The organism is Aurantiacibacter sp. MUD11, from assembly GCF_026967575.1.
Taxonomy (GTDB): Bacteria; Pseudomonadota; Alphaproteobacteria; order Sphingomonadales; family Sphingomonadaceae; genus Alteraurantiacibacter.
The window spans coordinates 2,131,013-2,151,664 of sequence record NZ_CP114054.1 but is presented as its reverse complement, the minus strand read 5'-3'; the positions used below and the strand labels follow the sequence as shown (position 1 = coordinate 2,151,664).

15 protein-coding genes are annotated in these 20,652 nt (G+C 64.5%); 11 read left to right on the top strand and 4 right to left on the bottom strand.

Annotated features, from left to right (window positions below; genetic code table 11):
• Nucleotides 1–98: 98 nt before the first annotated feature.
• A complete protein-coding gene (gene rpoC / locus OZN62_RS10755; RefSeq protein ID WP_269099713.1) occupies nt 99–4,391 on the bottom strand; it encodes a DNA-directed RNA polymerase subunit beta' in 4,293 nt (1,430 codons plus the stop codon).
• Nucleotides 4,392–4,462: 71 nt separating this feature from the next.
• Nucleotides 4,463–8,635 (bottom strand): DNA-directed RNA polymerase subunit beta, encoded by a 4,173-nt coding sequence (gene rpoB, locus OZN62_RS10750; protein WP_269099712.1) that lies wholly within the window; start codon nt 8,633–8,635, stop codon nt 4,463–4,465.
• Between the two features lie 406 nt (nt 8,636–9,041).
• Here rpoB and OZN62_RS10745 point away from each other — a divergent pair, with 406 nt between their 5' ends.
• The 7 genes from OZN62_RS10745 to OZN62_RS10715 all read left to right on the top strand — a co-directional run bounded on the left by OZN62_RS10745 (nt 9,042) and on the right by OZN62_RS10715 (nt 13,756).
• On the top strand, nt 9,042–9,872 hold the full coding sequence (locus OZN62_RS10745) for an HAD family acid phosphatase (RefSeq protein WP_269099709.1): 831 nt from the start codon (nt 9,042–9,044) through the stop codon (nt 9,870–9,872).
• A 166-nt stretch (nt 9,873–10,038) separates the two neighbouring features.
• On the top strand, nt 10,039–10,167 hold the full coding sequence (locus OZN62_RS10740; protein ID WP_269099707.1) for a hypothetical protein: 129 nt from the start codon (nt 10,039–10,041) through the stop codon (nt 10,165–10,167).
• Between the two features lie 26 nt (nt 10,168–10,193).
• A complete protein-coding gene (locus tag OZN62_RS10735) occupies nt 10,194–10,745 on the top strand; it encodes a DUF2975 domain-containing protein (protein WP_269099704.1) in 552 nt (183 codons plus the stop codon).
• Complete coding sequence (locus tag OZN62_RS10730) at nt 10,745–10,975, top strand: helix-turn-helix domain-containing protein (RefSeq protein ID WP_269099702.1); 231 nt, start codon at nt 10,745–10,747, stop codon at nt 10,973–10,975. The genes OZN62_RS10735 and OZN62_RS10730 overlap by 1 nt, the downstream gene beginning before the upstream one ends.
• Nucleotides 10,976–11,267: 292 nt before the next feature.
• Complete coding sequence (rplJ, locus tag OZN62_RS10725; RefSeq protein WP_269099701.1) at nt 11,268–11,783, top strand: 50S ribosomal protein L10; 516 nt, start codon at nt 11,268–11,270, stop codon at nt 11,781–11,783.
• Between the two features lie 75 nt (nt 11,784–11,858).
• Entirely contained in the window at nt 11,859–12,239 is a 381-nt protein-coding gene (gene rplL / locus OZN62_RS10720; RefSeq protein ID WP_269099700.1) for a 50S ribosomal protein L7/L12, read from the top strand.
• Between the two features lie 104 nt (nt 12,240–12,343).
• Nucleotides 12,344–13,756 (top strand): S41 family peptidase, encoded by a 1,413-nt coding sequence (locus OZN62_RS10715; RefSeq protein ID WP_269099698.1) that lies wholly within the window; start codon nt 12,344–12,346, stop codon nt 13,754–13,756.
• Here OZN62_RS10715 and OZN62_RS10710 read toward each other — a convergent pair.
• Nucleotides 13,753–14,268 (bottom strand): c-type cytochrome, encoded by a 516-nt coding sequence (locus OZN62_RS10710; protein WP_269099697.1) that lies wholly within the window; start codon nt 14,266–14,268, stop codon nt 13,753–13,755. The two genes, OZN62_RS10715 and OZN62_RS10710, sit on opposite strands and share 4 nt — an antisense overlap.
• 106 nt (nt 14,269–14,374) lie before the next feature.
• Here OZN62_RS10710 and OZN62_RS10705 point away from each other — a divergent pair, with 106 nt between their 5' ends.
• From OZN62_RS10705 to OZN62_RS10690, 4 genes are all read left to right on the top strand, one after another.
• Nucleotides 14,375–15,880, top strand: coding sequence for an MATE family efflux transporter (locus tag OZN62_RS10705; RefSeq protein WP_330848742.1), 1,506 nt, complete (start codon nt 14,375–14,377; stop codon nt 15,878–15,880).
• Between the two features lie 148 nt (nt 15,881–16,028).
• Nucleotides 16,029–16,316 carry a co-chaperone GroES gene (gene groES / locus OZN62_RS10700; RefSeq protein ID WP_269099696.1) on the top strand — a complete coding sequence of 96 codons (288 nt, stop codon included), beginning with the start codon at nt 16,029–16,031 and terminating at the stop codon, nt 16,314–16,316.
• A gap of 59 nt (nt 16,317–16,375) precedes the next feature.
• Nucleotides 16,376–18,022: a chaperonin GroEL gene (gene groL / locus OZN62_RS10695; RefSeq protein WP_269099695.1), complete on the top strand. Its 1,647-nt coding sequence runs from the start codon at nt 16,376–16,378 to the stop codon at nt 18,020–18,022.
• A gap of 120 nt (nt 18,023–18,142) precedes the next feature.
• Complete coding sequence (locus OZN62_RS10690; protein ID WP_269099693.1) at nt 18,143–19,978, top strand: DUF885 domain-containing protein; 1,836 nt, start codon at nt 18,143–18,145, stop codon at nt 19,976–19,978.
• 60 nt (nt 19,979–20,038) lie between these two features.
• Here OZN62_RS10690 and OZN62_RS10685 read toward each other — a convergent pair whose 3' ends face one another.
• On the bottom strand, nt 20,039–20,551 hold the full coding sequence (locus OZN62_RS10685; RefSeq protein ID WP_269102160.1) for a DUF305 domain-containing protein: 513 nt from the start codon (nt 20,549–20,551) through the stop codon (nt 20,039–20,041).
• Nucleotides 20,552–20,652: the final 101 nt, after the last annotated feature.

Here is a 20,652-nt window from a genome sequence, read left to right as displayed (position 1 = left end):
TAGCTTTCGCGGCGATTAGTCTAACAGGGACAGGCAAAGAAAAGGCCCCGGCGGATCGCTCCGCCGGGGCCTCTTGTCCTTGGCAGGTGGGGAAGAGCTTACTCTTCGCCGCCCTCTTCAGCCGGTGCTTCGGCCTCGGCTGCCGGGGCTGCGTCGCCGCCGCCCATGGCTGCCTTCATGGCCTCTTCGCTGGTGGGGGCGTCGGCCGGAACCTCTTCCTCCTCGGCCGCTTCGAGAGCGTCCTGCATCTTCTTGTACTGCGCCCGCAGCGCGGCATCGCGCGACGAGGCGGTAACGCGCAGGCGGTTCATGCCCGCGCCGGTACCGGCGGGGATGAGGCGACCCACGATCACGTTCTCCTTGAGACCGATCAGCGTGTCCTTCTTGCCTTCGACCGCGGCCTGCGTGAGCACGCGCGTGGTCTCCTGGAAGGACGCGGCGGAAATGAAGCTGCGGGTCTGCAGGCTGGCCTTGGTGATCCCGAGCAGGATCGGCTTGCCTTCGGCCTTCTTCTTGCGCGGGGCAAGCTTGGCGTTGACCTCGTTCATTTCCTCCAGGTCGACCTGTTCGCCCGGCAGCAGCGTGGTGTCGCCGCCGTCGGTGATCTCGACCTTCTGCATCATCTGGCGAACGATCACCTCGATGTGCTTGTCGTTGATCTTCACGCCCTGCAGTCGATAGACTTCCTGGATCTCGTTCACGAGATACTCGGCCAGCGCCTCGATACCCAGCACTTCAAGGATGTCGTGCGGGTTGGGCGAGCCGGAAATCAGCGTGTCGCCCTTCTTCACGAAGTCGCCTTCCTGGACGTCGATGACCTTGGTCTTCGGCACCAGGTACTCGACCGTATCGCCCTCTTCTGGAACGATCGCGATCTTGCGCTTGGCCTTGTAGTCGCGGACGAATTCCATGCGGCCGCTGATCTTGGCGATCACGGCAGCATCCTTCGGCACGCGCGCCTCGAACAGCTCGGCAACACGCGGCAGACCGCCGGTGATGTCGCGCGTCTTGGCGGCTTCACGCGAAGCACGGGCAAGGATGTCGCCCGCTTCGACCTGCTGGCCGTCCTCAACCGAAAGGGTAGTGCCCGGAGCCAGCATGTAACGCTGCGCTTCGGTTTCCTCTTCCTTCTTGGGCTTGGCGGCCTTGGCGTCGTCCTCGCCCAGCAGGGTGAGGCGCGGACGCAGGTCTTCCTTCTTCGAACGGCTGGTGGCGCGATATTCGGTCACCACGCGCTGGGCGATACCGGTGGCATCGTCCACGCGCTCTTCCAGCGTCTTGCCTTCGACCAGGTCCTGGTAGCGCACGACACCGGCGGTTTCGGTGATGATCGGCAGGGTGAACGGGTCCCACTCGGCCAGGCGATCGCCTTCCTTCACCTTGGCACCGTCCTTGAACATCAGGACCGTACCGTAGGGCACGCGGTGGATTGCACGCTCGCGACCTTCGTTATCGATCACCACCATTTCACCCGAACGGGCCAGCGACAGGCGGCGGCCCTTCTTGTCGGTGATGGTCGGCATGTCGCGATAGACGACCTTACCGTCCGAGATCGATTCGAGGTGCGAGGTTTCGTTCACCTGCGCCGCGCCACCGATGTGGAAGGTACGCATGGTCAGCTGGGTGCCCGGCTCACCGATCGACTGCGCGGCGATCACGCCGACAGCCTCACCGATGTTCACCGGCGTACCGCGAGCGAGGTCACGGCCGTAGCAGGTCGCGCAAACGCCCTGTTCGGCTTCGCAGACCAGCGGGCTGCGGATCTTCGCCTGCTGGACTTCGGCGTCCTCGATTTCCTTCACCAGCGCCTCGTCCACCATCGTGCCGGCCTTGACGATAACCTCGTCGGTGGCGACGTTGATGATGTCTTCGGCGACGGTGCGGCCGAGGATGCGCTCGCCGAGCGAGGCGATGACGCTGCCGCCCTGGACGATGGCACGCATTTCCAGCGCGTTGTCGGTCTTGCAGTCCTCTTCCACGATCACGCAGTCCTGCGACACGTCGACCAGACGGCGGGTCAGGTAACCCGAGTTCGCGGTCTTGAGCGCGGTGTCGGCGAGGCCCTTGCGGGCGCCGTGGGTGGAGTTGAAGTACTCAAGGACGGTCAGGCCTTCCTTGAAGTTCGAGATGATCGGGGTCTCGATGATCTCGCCCGACGGCTTGGCCATCAGGCCACGCATACCGGCAAGCTGCTTCATCTGCGCCGGGCTACCACGGGCACCCGAGTGGCTCATCATGTAGATCGAGTTGACCGGCGCCTCGCGACCGTCGTCGTCCTTCGGCGTGGCCTTGATCTCTTCCATCATGGCGGCCGCCACCTGGTCGCCGCAACGGCTCCAGGCGTCGATCACCTTGTTGTACTTTTCCTGCTGGGTGATGAAGCCGTCCTGGTACTGCTGCTCGTAGTCGGCAACCAGCGCCTTCGTCTCCTCGATCATGCCTTCCTTGCTGTCCGGAATGATCATGTCGTCCTTGCCGAACGAGATGCCGGCCTTGAACGCGTGGCGGAAGCCCAGCGACATGATGGCGTCGGCGAACAGCACCGTGTCCTTCTGGCCGGTGTGACGATAGACCTCGTCGATCACGTCGCCGATGTCCTTCTTCGTCAGCAGGCGGTTCACCACCTCGAAGGGCACCTTGTGGCTCTTCGGCAGGCATTCGGCGATCAGCATGCGGCCGGGAGTGGTCTCCACGCGCTTCATGTAGGTCTTGCCGTCCTCGTCCGTCTGCGGGACGCGGGTGGTGATCTTCGAGTGCAGCGTCACCGCACCGACGTGCAGCGCCTGGTGCACCTCGTCGATGTCGGCCAGCACGCGGCCCTCGCCGGGCTCGCCTTCGCGGTCCATCGACAGGTAGTACAGGCCCAGCACCATATCCTGCGAAGGCACGATGATCGGCTTGCCGTTGGCGGGCGAGAGGATGTTGTTGGTCGACATCATCAGCACGCGCGCTTCCAGCTGCGCCTCGAGGCTCAGCGGGACGTGAACGGCCATCTGGTCACCGTCGAAGTCGGCGTTGAAGGCCGAACACACCAGCGGGTGCAGCTGGATCGCCTTGCCTTCGATCAGCACCGGCTCGAACGCCTGGATACCGAGACGGTGCAGCGTCGGGGCGCGGTTCAGCAGGACAGGGTGTTCGCGGATCACTTCATCCAGGATGTCCCAGACTTCCTTGCGTTCCTTTTCCACCCACTTCTTCGCCTGCTTCAGGGTCATCGACAGACCCTTGGCGTCGAGACGGGCGTAGATGAACGGCTTGAACAGCTCGAGCGCCATCTTCTTGGGCAGGCCGCACTGGTGCAGCTTGAGTTCCGGACCGGTCACGATGACCGAGCGGCCCGAGTAGTCGACGCGCTTGCCGAGCAGGTTCTGGCGGAAGCGGCCCTGCTTGCCCTTCAGCATGTCGCTGAGCGACTTCAGCGGACGCTTGTTGGCGCCGGTGATGACGCGGCCGCGACGACCGTTGTCGAACAGCGCGTCCACGGCTTCCTGCAGCATGCGCTTTTCGTTGCGGACGATGATGTCCGGCGCGCGCAGCTCCATCAGACGCTTCAGGCGGTTGTTACGGTTGATGACACGGCGATAGAGATCGTTCAGGTCCGAGGTCGCGAAACGGCCACCGTCCAGCGGGACGAGCGGGCGCAGTTCCGGCGGGATGACCGGCACGACTTCGAGGATCATCCACTCGGGACGGTTGCCCGATTCGATGAAGCTCTCGACGACCTTCAGGCGCTTGATGATCTTCTTCGGCTTGAGCGTGGACTTGGTGGTCTCCAGCTCTTCCAGCAGGTCCGCACGTTCCTGCTCGAGATCGAGGTCCATCAGCATGACCTTGACCGCTTCGGCACCGATGCCGGCGGTGAAGGCGTCCTCGCCGTATTCATCCTGCGCTTCGAGCAGCTCGTCTTCGGTCAGCAGCTGGAACTTCTCCAGCGGCGTCAGGCCCGGTTCGGTGACGATGTAGCTTTCGAAGTAGAGCACGCGCTCAAGCTGCTTCAGCTGCATGTCGAGCAGCAGGCCGATGCGCGAGGGCAGCGACTTGAGGAACCAGATGTGCGCCACTGGCGCGGCCAGCTCGATATGGCCCATGCGCTCGCGACGCACCTTGGTGACGGTGACTTCGACGCCGCACTTCTCGCAGACGACGCCCTTGTACTTCATGCGCTTGTACTTGCCGCACAGGCATTCGTAGTCCTTCACCGGACCGAAGATGCGGGCGCAGAACAGGCCGTCACGCTCGGGCTTGAACGTACGATAGTTGATCGTTTCCGGCTTCTTGATCTCACCGAAAGACCACGAGCGGATACGTTCCGGCGACGCGATCCCGATCTGGATCTGGTCGAAGGTTTCCGGCTTGGCCAGCTGGTTGGTGAATTTGGTCAGTTCGTTCATTTTTCACATTCCCTTGGGGGGATTAACAGGGGTTGGCGGGGAGGCGGCCTGCTGAAGGCCGCCGACCCCTGTCATTCAGCTGCGATCTGGGTGAAGCCGTCGCCGTCCTCGTCCTCTTCGCCGTCAGACAGCGAGGAGAGTTCGACGTTGAGGCCCAGCGAGCGCATTTCCTTGACGAGCACGTTGAAGCTCTCCGGAATGCCGGCTTCGAAGGTGTCGTCGCCCTTGACGATGGCTTCGTAGACCTTGGTGCGGCCGACCACGTCGTCGGACTTCACCGTCAGCATTTCCTGCAAGGTATAGGCGGCGCCGTAGGCCTGCAGTGCCCAGACCTCCATTTCACCGAAGCGCTGGCCACCGAACTGCGCCTTGCCGCCCAGCGGTTGCTGGGTGACGAGCGAGTACGGGCCGATCGAACGGGCGTGGATCTTGTCGTCGACCAGGTGGTGCAGCTTGAGCATGTAGATGATGCCCACGGTCACCTTGCGGTCGAACGCCTCACCGGTGCGGCCATCATACAGGGTGGACTGGCCCGACGGATCGTAGCCTGCCTTCACCAGCATGTCGGTCACGTCGCCTTCACGCGCACCGTCGAACACCGGGGTGCCCATCGGCACGCCCTTGCGCAGGTTGCCGGCCAGCTCGGCCAGTTCCTCGTTCGTGCGGCTGTCGATATCGTCGTGATACTGCTCGCCGTAGACGTCCTTCAGCTTGTCCACGAGCGCGGCGGGCGGCTTGCCTGCCGTGATGTCGGGATTGGCTGCACGCCAGTCGTCGAGCTGCTCGGCGATCTGCTGGCCGAGGCCACGCGCGGCGAAGCCGAGGTGGGTCTCGAAGATCTGCCCGACGTTCATGCGCGAAGGCACGCCCAGCGGGTTGAGCACGATGTCGACCGGGGTACCATCCTCCAGGAACGGCATGTCCTCTTCCGGCAGGATGCGCGAGATCACGCCCTTGTTGCCGTGGCGGCCGGCCATCTTGTCGCCCGGCTGCAGCTTGCGCTTCACGGCGACGAAGACCTTGACCATCTTGAGCACGCCTGGGGCCAGCTCGTCACCGCGTTCGAGCTTCTCCTTGCGGTCCTCGAACTTGTCCTTGATGGCCTTCACCGCCTCATCATACTGGCCCTTCACCGCTTCCAGCTGGGCCTGCATGTTGTCATCGGCGACGGCGAACTTGAACCACTCGTGGCGGTCGACGCCCTCCAGCACCTCGGCAGTGATCTTGGTGCCCTTCTTCACACCCTTCGGAGCGGCCGAAGCGGTCTGGCCGTCCAGCATGTCCTTCAGGCGGTTGTAGGTCGCACGGTTGAGGATGTTGCGCTCGTCCTCGCTATCCTTCTTGAGGCGTTCGATTTCCTCGTTCTGGATGGCGCGGGTACGGTCGTCGATCTCGATGCCGTGGCGGTTGAACACGCGCACTTCGACAACGGTGCCGGCAACGCCCGGCGGCAGGCGGAGCGAGGTGTCGCGCACGTCGCTGGCCTTTTCGCCGAAGATGGCGCGCAGCAGCTTTTCTTCCGGCGTCATCGGGCTTTCGCCCTTCGGCGTGATCTTGCCGCAGAGGATATCGCCCGGGTGCACTTCGGCACCGATGTAGACGATGCCCGCCTCGTCGAGGTTGCGCAGGGCTTCCTCGCCGACGTTGGGAATGTCGCGGGTGATGTCTTCCGGGCCGAGCTTGGTGTCGCGGGCCATGACTTCGAATTCCTCGATGTGGATCGAGGTGAAGACATCGTCCTTCACGATACGCTCGGAGATGAGGATGGAGTCCTCGTAGTTGTAGCCGTTCCAGGGCATGAAGGCGACGAGGGCGTTCTTGCCCAGCGCCAGTTCGCCGAGATCGGTAGAGGGACCGTCGGCGATGATGTCGCCCTGCTCCACCACGTCACCCACCTTCACCAGCGGACGCTGGTTGACGCAGGTGTTCTGGTTGGAGCGCTGGAACTTCTGCAGCGTGTAGATGTCGACGCCCGGGTTGGTGGTGTCCACCTCGCCCGAGGCACGGATCACGATACGGCCGGCGTCGACCTGGTCGACAATGCCCGAACGCTTGGCAGCGATCGCGGCGCCGGAATCGCGGGCCACGGTCTCTTCCATGCCGGTGCCGACGAAGGGCGCTTCGGCCTTCACCAGCGGCACCGCCTGGCGCTGCATGTTCGAGCCCATCAGTGCGCGGTTGGCGTCATCGTTTTCCAGGAACGGGATCAGCGATGCGGCGACCGAGACGAGCTGCTTCGGCGACACGTCCATCAGCGTGACCTGGTCCGACGGGCTCATCACGAATTCGCCGTTCTGGCGCGCCGAGACGAGCTCTTCCACGAACTTGCCGCTCTTGTCGGTATCCGCCGATGCCTGCGCGACGGTGTGCTTCTGCTCTTCCATGGCGGAAAGGTAGTTCACCTCGCCGGTGACCTTGCCGTCCTTCACCGTGCGGTACGGCGTCTCGATGAAGCCGTACTTGTTGACGCGGGCGAAGGTGGAGAGCGAGTTGATCAGGCCGATGTTCGGGCCTTCCGGCGTTTCAATCGGGCAGATGCGGCCATAGTGCGTCGGGTGCACGTCGCGCACTTCGAAGCCGGCACGCTCACGCGTCAGGCCGCCCGGGCCAAGCGCCGAGACGCGACGCTTGTGGGTGACTTCCGACAGCGGGTTGGTCTGGTCCATGAACTGCGACAGCTGCGACGAACCGAAGAACTCGCGCACGGCGGCAACCGCCGGCTTGGCGTTGATCAGGTCGTTCGGCATCACGGTCGACACGTCGACGGAGGACATGCGTTCCTTCACCGCGCGTTCCATGCGCAGCAGGCCGACGCGGTACTGGTTCTCCAGCAACTCGCCCACCGAACGCACGCGGCGGTTGCCGAGGTTGTCGATGTCGTCGACTTCGCCCTTGCCGTCCTTCAGGTCGACCAGTTCCTTCACCACGGCGAGGATGTCTTCCTTGCGCAGGGTGGTGACGGTGTCTTCGGCGTCGAGGCCGAGGCGCATGTTCAGCTTCACGCGGCCGACGGCGGAAAGGTCGTAACGCTCGGCGTCGAAGAACAGGCCTTCGAACAGCGCTTCGGCGGTTTCCTTGGTCGGCGGTTCGCCCGGACGCATCACCTTGTAGATGGCTTCCAGGCCTTCTTCACGGTTCTCGGCCTTGTCGACCGCCATGGTGTTGCGGATCCACGGGCCGGTGGTGACGTGGTCGATATCGAGCAGTTCGATCTGGTCGATGCCGGCAGCGTCCAGCTTCTCGAGGCTCTCCGGCGAGACTTCCTCGCCCGCCTCGATGTAGATGCGGCCGGTCTTCTCGTCGATCATGTCCTTGCTGGCATAGCGACCGAAGATTTCCTCGGTCGGAATCAGCAGGGTCTTGAGGCCGTCCTTCTCCGCCTTGTTGGCGGCGCGCGGCGAAACCTTCTGGTTGGCGGGGAAGACTTCCTCGCCGGTCTTGGCATCGACCAGCGCGAAGGTCGGCTTCTGGCCACGCCATGCTTCGGCAGTGAACGGGATTTCCCAGCCGTCCTTGCCGCGCTTCCAGATGACCTTGTTGTAGAAGTGCGCGAGGATGTCCTCGCTGTCGAGGCCCAGCGCATAGAGCAGCGCGGTGACCGGCAGCTTGCGCTTGCGGTCGATACGCACGTTGACGATGTCCTTGGCGTCGAATTCGAAATCCAGCCACGAACCACGGTACGGAATCACGCGGGCAGCGAAGAGGAACTTGCCCGAGGAGTGGGTCTTGCCGCGGTCATGGTCGAACAGCACACCCGGCGAACGGTGCATCTGCGACACGATCACGCGCTCGGTGCCGTTGATGATGAAGGTGCCGTTCGAGGTCATGAGCGGCATGTCGCCCATGTAGACGTCCTGCTCCTTGATATCGAGCACGGAGCGGGTTTCGGTTTCCTGGTCCACCTCGAACACGATGAGGCGCAGGGTGACCTTCATCGGGGCGGCATAGGTGATGCCGCGCTGACGGCACTCGGTGGTGTCGTACTTGGGCTCTTCCAGTTCGTAATGGACGAAGTCGAGTTCGGCGGTGCCGGCGAAGTCGCGGATCGGGAAAACGCTGCGCAGCGTCTTTTCGAGACCCGACACATAGTCGATCGCCGGGTTCGAACGCAGGAACTGCTCGTAGCTCTCGCGCTGCACCTCGATCAGGTTCGGCATCTGCACTACTTCGTGGATGTCGCCGAAAATCTTGCGGATGCGCTTCTTCTTGGTGCCGGTGGTTGCCGGGGTAGCCTTCTTCGCCATTATAAAGCCGTGGCCTCTTCTTCGCGTGTGTGCGCCGCTTAGCCAGGTTACTCTGGGCGGAAAGCAGCGCGGAAAATGTCGTTCACATGCGGGGAGGCGCGAGACGCAGAAAAGGCCGCAAGAGGGCACACCCCGAAGGGCTCTGCCATCGCAGCCTTGGTCCAGTCATCTCACGCAGATGCCGGAACTTCCGTCCTGGGTTGCGCCCCCGCGTTAAGGCACACCTTGCTCGAAGCTCTCCGGCGATGGCGGCCATATAGGGAGAGGGGCGAGTCGGGTCAATGGGTTGCCCGCCTGGCAGCGTCTTGCCGTCGCCAGCAGCCAGCCAGGGCTGGTGTCGGTGGCGCAGCAGACCGAAAACGTGCAATGCTGCCGGCAATCGTTTGCGGGAAGGGATGAAAGCCGAATGAGAAGTCTAGTCGTAGCCGGGCTGGCCGCCAGCCTGCTGGCCGGGTGTGCCACGGTGGAAGAAGCGCCCACGGTGCAGGCGCAGGTGCCGGAATCGCGGCAGCTGGTGGGCCTGCAATTCCTGTATGGCTCGGGCGAAGCTGCGGCGGTGAGCATGGGCACCTATCGCAACCTCGAGGAGCACGCCCTGGCCATGGCCGCGCAGCGGCCGGAATACAGCGTCATCGTCACCCCGGATGCCACCCTGGAAACGCCCAGCTACGTCCCCTGCGGGAACAAGCCGCTGGCCGTGGTTTTCGACGTCGACGAAACCGTCACGCTCAACACGGGATTGGGCTACAACCAGTTCACCGGGCTCGACAGCTCGCTCGCCGCCGAGCACCCGGTACGGGCGGCGCCGGGCGCGGTCGAAACCATCACCCGGCTCAGCGCGGCGGGGATCACCCCGATCTACAACACCAACCGTACGCTCGACATGGCCGACCTGGTCGCTGGCTACCTCGTCTCCATCGGCCTCGAACGACCGGTGCTGGGAGAGACCTTCTTCCTCAACGGCATGGACGAGATGGGCGGCAACAAGGACGGCCGCCGCTGGACCATCGCCGAAAGCTGGTGCGTGGTCGCCATGGCGGGAGACCAGCTGGGCGATTTCGCGCAACTGCTCAACGTCGTCGAACCGGTGCCGGACCGGCGGGCAGCGGCCATGTCCAGTTCCTATGCCGATAACTGGGGCAATGGCTGGTTCCTGCTGCCCAACACGGCCTACGGACGGGCGCTCGAAGGGGACGTGTCCGAGATTTTCCCGGAAATGACAGCACCGGCGGACTGACCCTTATCGCCAGCAATGCGGTCCTGCGTCCGTCAAAAGACGGACGCAGCTGCGCGCCTGTACCAGCAAAACGATAAGGCACATATCGTTTTTCAATATTATTGATTGACAATAAGCCGCGACTCGTCCATATCGTTTTTCAATAACTCGCTTCAAGGAGATCGATATGACCCGTTTTGCCACCCAATCCGCCGCCGCAGTCTTTGTTGTCGTGCTCGCCCTCAGCTCGCTGGCCGCCATCACCAACGTGCCCATCACCCAGACCGTCGCGATCGCCGCGCCGGTGCTGGCCTGAGCGTCACAGATAGAGAGGACTGACCCGTGACCGTCGCAACCCGCCCCAACGACCTGCTGCTGCTTGCCGGCAAGGTGCTTGCCGTGATCCTGCAGATCGGCATGGCCATCGGCGCCATCGCGCTGCTGATCGCCACCCCTGCAGTGCTGATCTTCCGCGCCGATATCATCGAGGAGATCACCGCCAAAGCCGGCGATCCCGGAGTGGCCTTCCCGCTGCTGCAGCTGGCCGGCGTCATGCTGATCGGGCTTGCCATCGTGGTGATGCTGTTCGTCTTCTTCGGGACCCTGCGCAAACTCATCGGCACCGTGGGTGACGGAGATCCCTTCGCCCCGGTCAACGCGGATCGACTGTCGCTGATGGGCTGGCTGATGCTGGGCGTGCAGCTGGCGATGATCCCCGCCGCAGCGCTGGGAGTCTCGCTTGCACGTTATGCCAGCGAGTTCGACGACATGCACCTGACTGTCGATGGCGGCTGGGACATCGAAGGCGTACTGCTGGTAATCATCCTGTTCATCCTTGCCCGCGTGTTCCGCCACGGCGCCGCGATGCGCGAAGACCTGGAAGGGACCGTGTAATGGGCGCCGATTCGGAAGGAACCAGGATCGTGATCAAACTCGATGACCTGCTGCACGAACGCCGCATGACGCTGACCGAGCTGGCCGAGCGGGTGGGCCTGACCCTAGCCAACCTCTCGATCCTCAAGACCGGCAAGGCGAAGGCGATCCGCTTCTCCACGCTGGAGGCGATCTGCCGGGAGCTGCAGTGCCAGCCGGGCGACCTGCTGGGCTATGACGCCCGCGGCTGATCCGGCCACTATGACTTGACTTTCGGGGCGCGGCAGCTAATTGCGCGCCCCGATTGCTTTTGCAGTCATCCGTCCGAGACAGTTGGTGACCGGAATTTGCCGGTCTTAATTTCCAGCCTAGACGGGGAAAAGAGTTTCCGCAGGCGGCTTTCATGCCTCCTGCTCCACGCGTGATGCGTCACGCACCTCCTTCCCCATCAACGGACTCGTCCATGCGGCATGAGCCGTGTGGCAACTTGAGCCGGTCGCGGCCGCCCCAAAGGCGTTCGCGGCCATAGTGAAGGAGTACGGCATGGATCGTTCGCAGAAAACCGAAGCGGTCGCCCAGCTCAACGCTGTGTTCAACGAGGTCGGCGTGGTGGTTGTCACCCGCAACCTCGGCATGACGGTGGCTCAGTCCACCGATCTGCGGAACAAGATGCGTGAAGCCGGTGCGTCCTACAAGGTCGCGAAGAACCGTCTCGCCAAGCTCGCCCTGAAGGACACCGATTACGCCGGGATCGAAGAGTTTCTCTCCGGCCCGACCGCGCTGGCCTGGTCGGAAGACCCGGTCGCAGCCGCCAAGGCTGCTGTCGATTTCGCCAAGTCGAACGACAAGCTGGAAATCGTCGGTGGTTCGATGGGCACGCAGGTCCTCGACGAAGCAGGTGTGAAGGCTCTCGCCTCCATGCCCAGCCTCGACGAACTGCGTGGCAAGATCGTGGGTCTCGTCAACGCCCCGGCAACCAAGGTTGCCCAGGTCGTCAACGCCCCCGCGGCCAAGCTGGCCCGTGTCTTCGGTGCCTATGGCGCCAAGGACGCGGCGTAACAGACGCTTTCTCGCACACCGCGAAACATTCGAGGGGCATTTGAGACGCCCCGCCAAATTTTGGAGTGATACATCATGGCTGACATTGCCAAGCTTGTTGAAGAACTGTCGTCGCTGACCGTCATGGAAGCGGCTGAACTCGCCAAGGCCCTGGAAGAAGAGTGGGGCGTTAGCGCCGCTGCTGCAGTCGCCGTTGCTGGCCCCGCCGCTGGTGGTGCCGACGGTGGCGCCGCTGCCGAAGAAAAGGACGAATTCGACGTCGTCCTGACCGGCGACGGTGGCAAGAAGATCCAGGTCATCAAGGAAGTCCGCGCCATCACCGGCCTGGGCCTGACCGAAGCCAAGGCTCTCGTCGAGGGCGCGCCGAAGCCGCTCAAGGAAGGCGTGAACAAGGCCGAAGCCGAAGAGATCAAGGGCAAGATCGAAGCTGCCGGCGGTACCGTCGAGCTGAAGTAATTCGTCGAGGTTCGGCGCTAGTCCGTCGACCTCGGGAATTGACATGGAAGGGGTGGTTCCCATTGGGGAGCCACCCCTTTTGCTTGTCCGGGACAGGAATATCCGTGCGCCTATCGCTAATCGTCACCGTTCCGCTCTTGCTGCTGCAAGCTTGCACCACCACTCCGCCGGCCGATCGCCCGATCGCGGATGCCGCGGCAATCCACCAGGCCGACGGAACCACCAACCCCGCAGCCCGCGGCGTGTGGCAATCGAGCGCCAATGGCTGGTTGCTGGACGTAGGGGCAGAGGGGATCACCCGCTGGCAGGATACGCCCGTCGGCTGTTACCGTGCCGGGCCCGGCAGCGATGCCGCGGTCATGGGTTCGATCGAATATCGCTTCTTCACTTCGCTGGGCCGTGATCGCGCCATCTTCCAGTACCTGCCGGGCGACACGCCGACGCGCTTTGTCCGCCTTTCGTCCCTTCCTTCCGAATGTGGCAGCTCCGACTTGTCCGGTGAGGAGGCGGTGTTCGACACCTTCGCCGCCATCATGGCCCGGCACTACGGGTTCTTCGACGAACGGGCAGTCGAGTGGCAGGCCCGCGTCGGCGCAGTTCGGCCGACAATCCATGACGGCATGGGCGAAGCCGCGCTGTTCGATGCCATGGGCGCGCTGGTGGAGGGACTGAGCGACTCGCACACCAAGCTGATTGCCACCGTCGAGGGCGAACGCCGCCGGGCACAGGGCGGACTGGGCACGACCTTGCCGATGGTTCGCGAGGGTCAGGGAGAAGGCGCCTGGGTGCGCGGGCTGGTCGAGCAACTGCTGGAGGGCGTGCTCGATCCCGGCGCACGCCTGCTGGCGAACGACAGGATGGTGGCCGGCACCTTGCAGGACGGGCGGGTCGGTTACCTGCAGATATTCACCATGGGCGGCTTTGTCGAAGGCCCCGAAGCCGGCTCACCCGCATGGGCCGCTGCCGAAATTGCCGCATTCGATGCCGCGATGGACGAGGTGCTTGGCGGGTTTGTCGGCGCCGAGGCGCTGATCCTCGACCTGTCCAACAACCGCGGCGGCTATGACGTGATCGCCCGCCGTATCGCCGAGCGGCTGACCGACAGTGCCTATCTCGGCTACACCGTCACCCATACCGGCGGCGGCGAGGCAGTGCCCTATCTCATCGAGGTTGCCGCCGGTGCGCGTTTTGGCGGACCCGTCTACCTGCTCACCAGCGATGTGACCGTGTCGGGCGGGGAACTGGCCACGCTGGCGTTGCGGCAGAATGGCAATGTGATTCACGCGGGCAGCACTACGCGCGGCTCGTTCTCCACCCCGCTGGCCAAGCCGCTGCCCAACGGCTGGTACCTCGAGCTTTCGAATGAAGCCTTTCGGGCGCCCGACGGCGCGCTGTACGAAGGGCGCGGGATCGCCCCGCAGTGGCCAGTCGAGGTCTTTCCGGAAAACGCCCCGGTCGCCGGGCATGCCCGTGCAATCGAGTGGCTGGCTGCCGCCGCGACCAGCCAGGCCGACTAGAGCGTCTTGAGGTAGTTCACCACCGCCTGCGCCTGTGCGGCGTTAAGGCCCGGTGCGGGCATGGTGCCGCCCGGCACCACGGCGTTGGGATCGAGCAGGTAGCGGCGCAGGTTGGCCTCGGTCCAAGTGATGTTAGCTCCCTGCATGGCGGGGCTGTAGTTGGCACCCGCAACGCTGCCCGCGCGGCGACCGACGACGCCGGCCAGCGTCGGACCGACACCGTTCTGACCGGGCTCGACCGAGTGGCAGACGCCGCAGGTCGAGAATGCCGCCGGCGGCGTGGCCGGGGCGGCGGCGACCGTCGCCGTAGCAGTGGGCGTCGGGCGGGCGGTCGGGGTAGCGCTGGCAACCGGAGCCGGCGCTTCGGTCGCCTCTTCGGCGTCTGCTTCCACGGCTTCGCCTTCGCCCTCGACGGCGGCGACGTCCGTTGCCTCGTCCGTCGTTTCCTCGACGGCGGTTGCGTCAGCCTCGCTCTCCGCTTCCGGCGGACCGCCGCAAGCGGCGAGGGTCATGGCAAGGGCAGTCGTGGCAACAAGGGCAAATGGCGTGCGCATGGCATCCTTCCAGAAAGGGCTAGGCCGGTGAAACTTTGACAAAGCCCCTTAGTCGCCATTTGGCATGATCGGCAAGTCTTGTGGCCATGCCGCCGCACTTCTTTTGCAAAGGGGCACGATTGCCGCTCCCGCCCTTCCTCCAACCCCGCCGGAAGCCTATCCGGTCCGGCCCGCCATGCGACCCGTAGCGCACCCTCCCACGCCCGGCTGGAAAGCCGAGGCCTCCGAAACGCTCCGCCTCGCGGGGCCGCTGGCGCTCGCCAACATGCTGCAGATGCTGACCTATGCCATCGACGTGATCTTCATCGCGCGGCTGGGATCGGACGAGCTGGCCGCTTCGGCGCTGGCCGTGGCGCTGTTCGGGCTGGTCATGTGGTCGCTGCAGAGCCTGACCGGGGCCGTCGCGCCGATCATGGCGGCGGAGCTGGGCGCGCGCGGCCCGGCCTTGCGCCCCGTACGCCGCTCGATGCGCATGGCGCTGTGGCTGTCGGTGCTCGTCTCGCTCGTCGGCATGAGCGTATGCGCGCTGGCCGGGCCGTTGATGCAGCTGACCGGGCAGGAACCGCACATCGGCGCGCTGGCCACCGAGTACATGTCCGTACTGCTGTGGTCAGGCCCGCTGATGATCATCGCGGGGGTGCAGCGCAATTTCGTCGCCACGCTGGGGCGACCGGTCTTCGCTACGGTGATCACCGCCGTGGGCATCGGCGTGAACGCGGTGGCGAACTACATGTTCATTTTTGGCAACTGGGGCGCGCCGGAACTTGGCCTGCAAGGCGCGGCGACGGCGACCATCATCACCTCCTTCGCCATCGTCGGCATGTATGCGCTGGCCATCCGCTTCGACCCGCGGCTGCATCGCTATCACATCCTCGGCTATTTCTGGCGACCCGACTGGCCGCGCTTTGCCGAGATCCTGCGCATCGGCACGCCCATCGCGATTACCGTGCTGGCAGAGGCCGGGGTGTTCGGCGCGGCCGCCTTCCTGATGGGCCGCATCGGCGCGCTGGAGTTGGCCGCGCACACGCTGGCGCTCAACCTGGCGGCCTTTGCCTTCCAGGTTCCGTTCGGCGTGGGCCAGGCGGCGACCATCCGGGTGGGCTACTTCTTCGGCGCACAGGACCACCAGGGGATGACCCGCGCGGGCTGGATGGGCATTGCCATGGGCACGGGCTTCATGGTGCTGACCGCCGCCACCATGCTGCTGGCGCCCGAGACCCTGCTGGCCATCTACATCGACCCGGCCGACCCGGCCAACGCCGCGCTGACCGGGGTAGCCATGGGCTTCCTCTTTATCGCTGCTGCCTTCCAGCTGTCCGACGGCGTGCAGGCCGTGGCCGCCGGCGCGCTGCGCGGACTGAAGGACACGCGCGTGCCGATGTGGATCGCCATCTTCTCCTACTGGGTGCCGGGCTTCGGCCTCGCCGCCGGACTTGGCCTCGCCACGCCGCTGGCAGGCACGGGGGTCTGGATTGGCCTTGCCATGGGCCTTACATGCGCCGCCGTGCTGCTGTCGTGGCGCTGGTGGCGCCGGGAGCAGCTGGGGCTGACACAGGCAAGGCTCGCCTGACCGGGCAGGAACGCCCCGCCCAAAGGCCAAAAAATCTGTCCTCCGCACCATTGACTCGCGCACGGGACGCCCCCAAATGCGCGCCGCTGGCACTCTCAGCCGGAGAGTGCCAATCGTAATAACCACTCAAATGGAAGAGGTCATACACATGGCATTCCGTCCGCTGCACGACCGCGTACTGGTCCGCCGCATCGAGGCCGAGGAAAAGACGGCCGGCGGCATCATCATCCCCGATAGCGCCAAGGAAAAGCCGAGCGAAGGCGAAATCGTCGCCGTCGGTGAAGGCACCCGCGACGACGATGGCGATCGCATCCCGCTCGACGTCAAGGCCGGCGACCGCGTGCTGTTCGGCAAGTGGTCCGGCACCGAGGTGAAGATCGACGGTGAAGACCTGATCATCATGAAGGAAAGCGACATCATGGGTGTGCTGGGCTGATCGCCCGCCACTGCTGACAACGCTTCCCCACACTCAACGAAATTCCAGGAGAAACAACAATGGCTGCCAAGGACGTAAAGTTCGGCCGTGATGCGCGCGAACGCATCCTGAAGGGCGTCGACACGCTCGCCAATGCCGTGAAGGTCACCCTCGGCCCCAAGGGTCGCAACGTGGTGATGGACAAGAGCTTCGGCGCTCCCCGTATTACCAAGGACGGCGTTTCCGTCGCCAAGGAAATCGAACTGAAGGACAAGTTCGAGAACATGGGCGCGCAGATGCTGCGCGAAGTCGCTTCGAAGACCAACGACGTTGCCGGTGACGGCACCACCACTGCCACCGTGCTGGGCCAGGCCATCGTGCGCGAAGGCATGAAGTCGGTCGCTGCCGGCATGAACCCGATGGACCTGAAGCGCGGCATCGACCTGGCCGTGGCCAAGGTCGTCGCCGACCTGCAGGGCCGTTCGAAGGACGTTGCCGGTTCGGAAGAGATCGCCCAGGTCGGCATCATCTCCGCCAACGGCGACCGTGAAGTCGGCGAGAAGATCGCCGAGGCCATGGAGAAGGTCGGCAAGGAAGGCGTCATCACCGTGGAAGAGGCCAAGGGTCTCGACTTCGAACTCGACGTCGTCGAAGGCATGCAGTTCGACCGCGGCTACCTCTCGCCCTACTTCGTCACCAACCCGGAGAAGATGACGGTCGAGCTGGAAAACCCCTACATCCTGATCCACGAGAAGAAGCTGTCGAACCTGCAGGCCATGCTGCCGGTCCTCGAAGCCGTGGTGCAGGCTGGTCGTCCGCTGCTGATCATCGCCGAGGACATCGAAGGCGAAGCGCTGGCCACCCTCGTGGTCAACAAGCTGCGTGGCGGCCTGAAGGTCGCTGCCGTGAAGGCACCGGGCTTCGGCGATCGCCGCAAGGCCATGCTGCAGGACATCTCGATCCTCACCAACGGCGAGATGATCTCCGAAGATCTCGGCATCAAGCTCGAGAACGTCGGCCTCAGCATGCTGGGTGAAGCCAAGACCGTCACCATCGACAAGGACAACACCACCATCGTCGACGGTGCCGGTGATGCCGAAGCGATCAAGGCCCGCGTCGAGCAGATCCGTGCCCAGATCGAAACCACCACGTCGGACTACGACCGTGAGAAGCTGCAGGAACGCCTGGCCAAGCTGGCCGGCGGTGTTGCCGTGATCAAGGTCGGCGGTGCCACCGAAGTCGAGGTGAAGGAACGCAAGGACCGCGTCGACGACGCCCTGCACGCCACCCGTGCTGCGGTGGAAGAAGGCATCGTCCCGGGCGGCGGTACCGCGCTGCTCTACGCCACCAAGGCCCTGGAAGGCGTCACCGGCGCCAATGACGACCAGACCCGCGGCATCGACATCGTCCGTCGTGCGCTGCAGGCTCCGGTCCGCCAGATCGCCGAAAACGCCGGTCACGACGGCGCCGTGATCTCCGGCAAGCTGCTGGAAGGTGGCGACGAGAAGCTGGGCTTCAACGCCGCTACCGACGTCTACGAAGACCTGGTGGCTGCCGGCGTGATCGACCCGACCAAGGTCGTGCGCACTGCCCTGCAGGACGCCGCATCGGTCGCCGCACTGCTGATCACCACCGAAGCGGCGATCAGCGAAATCCCGGAAGATAAGCCGGCCCCGGCCATGCCCGACATGGGCGGCATGGGCGGCATGGGCGGCATGGGCTTTTAAGCCCGCGCCAGCCAAGGCTCACGAATGGGGCCGGAGGAGCAATCCTCCGGCCCTTTTCTTTTGCGCGGCGCGCGGCCATGGTCCGCACAGGACCAATACAGCTTCAGGGAATCACTCGATATGAAACGCTATGCCGTGCTCTTGCTGGCATCGGTCGCGCTGACAGGCTGCGACGCTCTCTTCTCCGACACCGCCACCATCGAATGCACCGAGACACAGACCGAGTGCATCAACGCCTGGTTCGACGACAAGTTCGAGGAACAACTGGCCTTCAGCCCGATCCGGCAGACGCAGCTCGGCATCAAGACCGACTACGACAAGCTCGACGACTTCAGCGTCGAGGCAGCCGAGGAACAGATCGCCTGGTGGCAGGACGCCGCCGCCGAGATGGAAGCCAACTTCGACTATGACGAGCTGTCGGACGAGGCGAAGCTCTCCTACGACATGTTCAAGTACCGCGCCGACATGGCCGCACGCGCCGGCGAGTTCCTTGGTCAGCAGTACATCCTGCACCAGATGAACGGCACGCACACCGGCCTGCCCAGCTTCCTGCTGAGCCAGCACACGGTGGAGAGCGAAAGCGACATGGTCGCCTTCATCGCCCGTCTCGGCGCGCTGGGCACGGCGATGGACCAGCTGCTGGCCCGGGCGCAGGCCAATGCCGAAGGCGGCGTACGCCCGCCGCGCTTCTCCTACGATGCCGTTATCTCCGAATCGCAGAGCCTGATCACCGGCGCGCCGTTCGACGACGGTGAAGCTTCCGCGCTGTGGGCGGGCACCGAAGGCCACCTTGCCCGACTGGTGGAAGACGGCACCATCACCCAGGAGCGCGCCGACGAGCTGCGCGAGGATGCCCGTATCGCGCTGACCGAACAGATGGCGCCGGGCTACCAGCGGGTGATCGACTGGTTCACCGAGGACCGCCCGAACACCGACGAGGTTGCGCAGGGCGTCACCACGCTGCCGGGTGGCGAGGCGTTCTACGCCCACCAGCTCAACGCCATGACCACCACCGAGCTGACCGCTGACGAGATCCACGAGCTGGGCCTCTCCGAAGTCGCGCGCATTCGCGGCGAGATGGAAGCGATCATGGAAGAGGTCGGCTTCGACGGGACGTTGCAGGAATTCTTCGTCTTCACCCGCACCGACCCGCAGTTCTTCTTCCCGGACAACGAGGCTGGCGCGCAGATGTACATCGACGCCGCCACGCAGCATATCGACGCGCTGACTGCCCGCCTGCCGGAGTTCTTCGGCACGCTGCCCAAGGCCGCGCTCGAAGTGCGCCGCGTGGAACCCTTCCGCGAACAGGACGGTGCCGCGCAGCACTATCGCGCGGGTACGCCCGACGGCTCGCGCCCCGGCATCTACTATGCCCACCTGTCGGACATGACGGCCATGCCGATCCCGCCGCTGGAGGCCATCGCCTATCACGAGGGCAATCCCGGCCACCACATGCAGGTCTCGATCGCGCAGGAGCTGGAAGGCATCCCGCGCTTCCGCTCGCAGGGCGGCTTCATCTCGGCCTTCGGCGAAGGCTGGGGCCTCTATGCCGAGGCGCTGGCCAAGGAGATGGGCGGCTATGAAGACCCCTATTCGGACTTCGGCCGGCTGCAGAGCGAGATGTGGCGCGCCATCCGCCTGGTGGTCGACACCGGCATCCACGCCAAGGGCTGGACCGAGGACGAGGCGGTTGCCTACTGCCTCGAGAACTCGCCCAATCCGGAAACCGTCGCCCGTTCCGAAGTGCGCCGCTACTTCGTGCTGCCGGGACAGGCGACCAGCTACAAGATCGGCATGATCCGCATCCAGGAACTGCGCGCCCATGCCGAGGAAGTGCTGGGCGAGGATTTCGACATCCGCGGTTTCCACGACACGGTTCTGGGCGGCGGCGCGGTGCCGTTGTCCATCCTCGAACAGCGCGTCGACAACTGGATCGCCAGCGTCCAGGCAACCTGATCCTTCACGGCTGAATGAAGGGGGCGCGGGCGGCAAAAGCCGTCCGCGCCCCTTTTGCGTCTACTCGCCGGGCACCCAGGTATCGGCGTTCACATGGCCTTCGAACTTCGGGACGGGTCGCGCCTCGGCCGCCGCCAGCGTCGTCGCCGGACCATTGGCGTCGATGTCCGCGATCAGCCAGCGCATCTCGTCGATCTCCCTGCGCTGGGCGCGGATGATGTCATTCGCCAGCCGACGCACGCGCACGTCTTCTATCCCGGCGCGTTCGCTGGTCATGATGGCGATCGAGTGGTGCGGGATCATCGCCGACATGTATTCGCTGTCATCGACGGTCGCCTGGCTGCGCACGAGGAACAGTGACAGGCCGAAGGTTACCACCGCCACGCCGACGATGATCCAGTTCTTGGCACTGTTCTTGTACATGCCCCACATGAAGGCGAGCATCACCAGCGCCATTACCGCACCCATGACGAACATCATCCAGAAGCGCGTCTCGCTCCAGAACACGTGCTCCAGCGCATAGGTGTTGAGGTACATGAGGCCGAGCATGATGAGGGTGGATGTGCCCACCATCGCCATGAATCGCTTGTAGTTGCCGCCGTTGTCTTGCTTGTGGCTACTGTCGCTCACTCAGGGTCTCCTGAAGTCTGTTTCAGTGGCCCTCCCAACAGGTG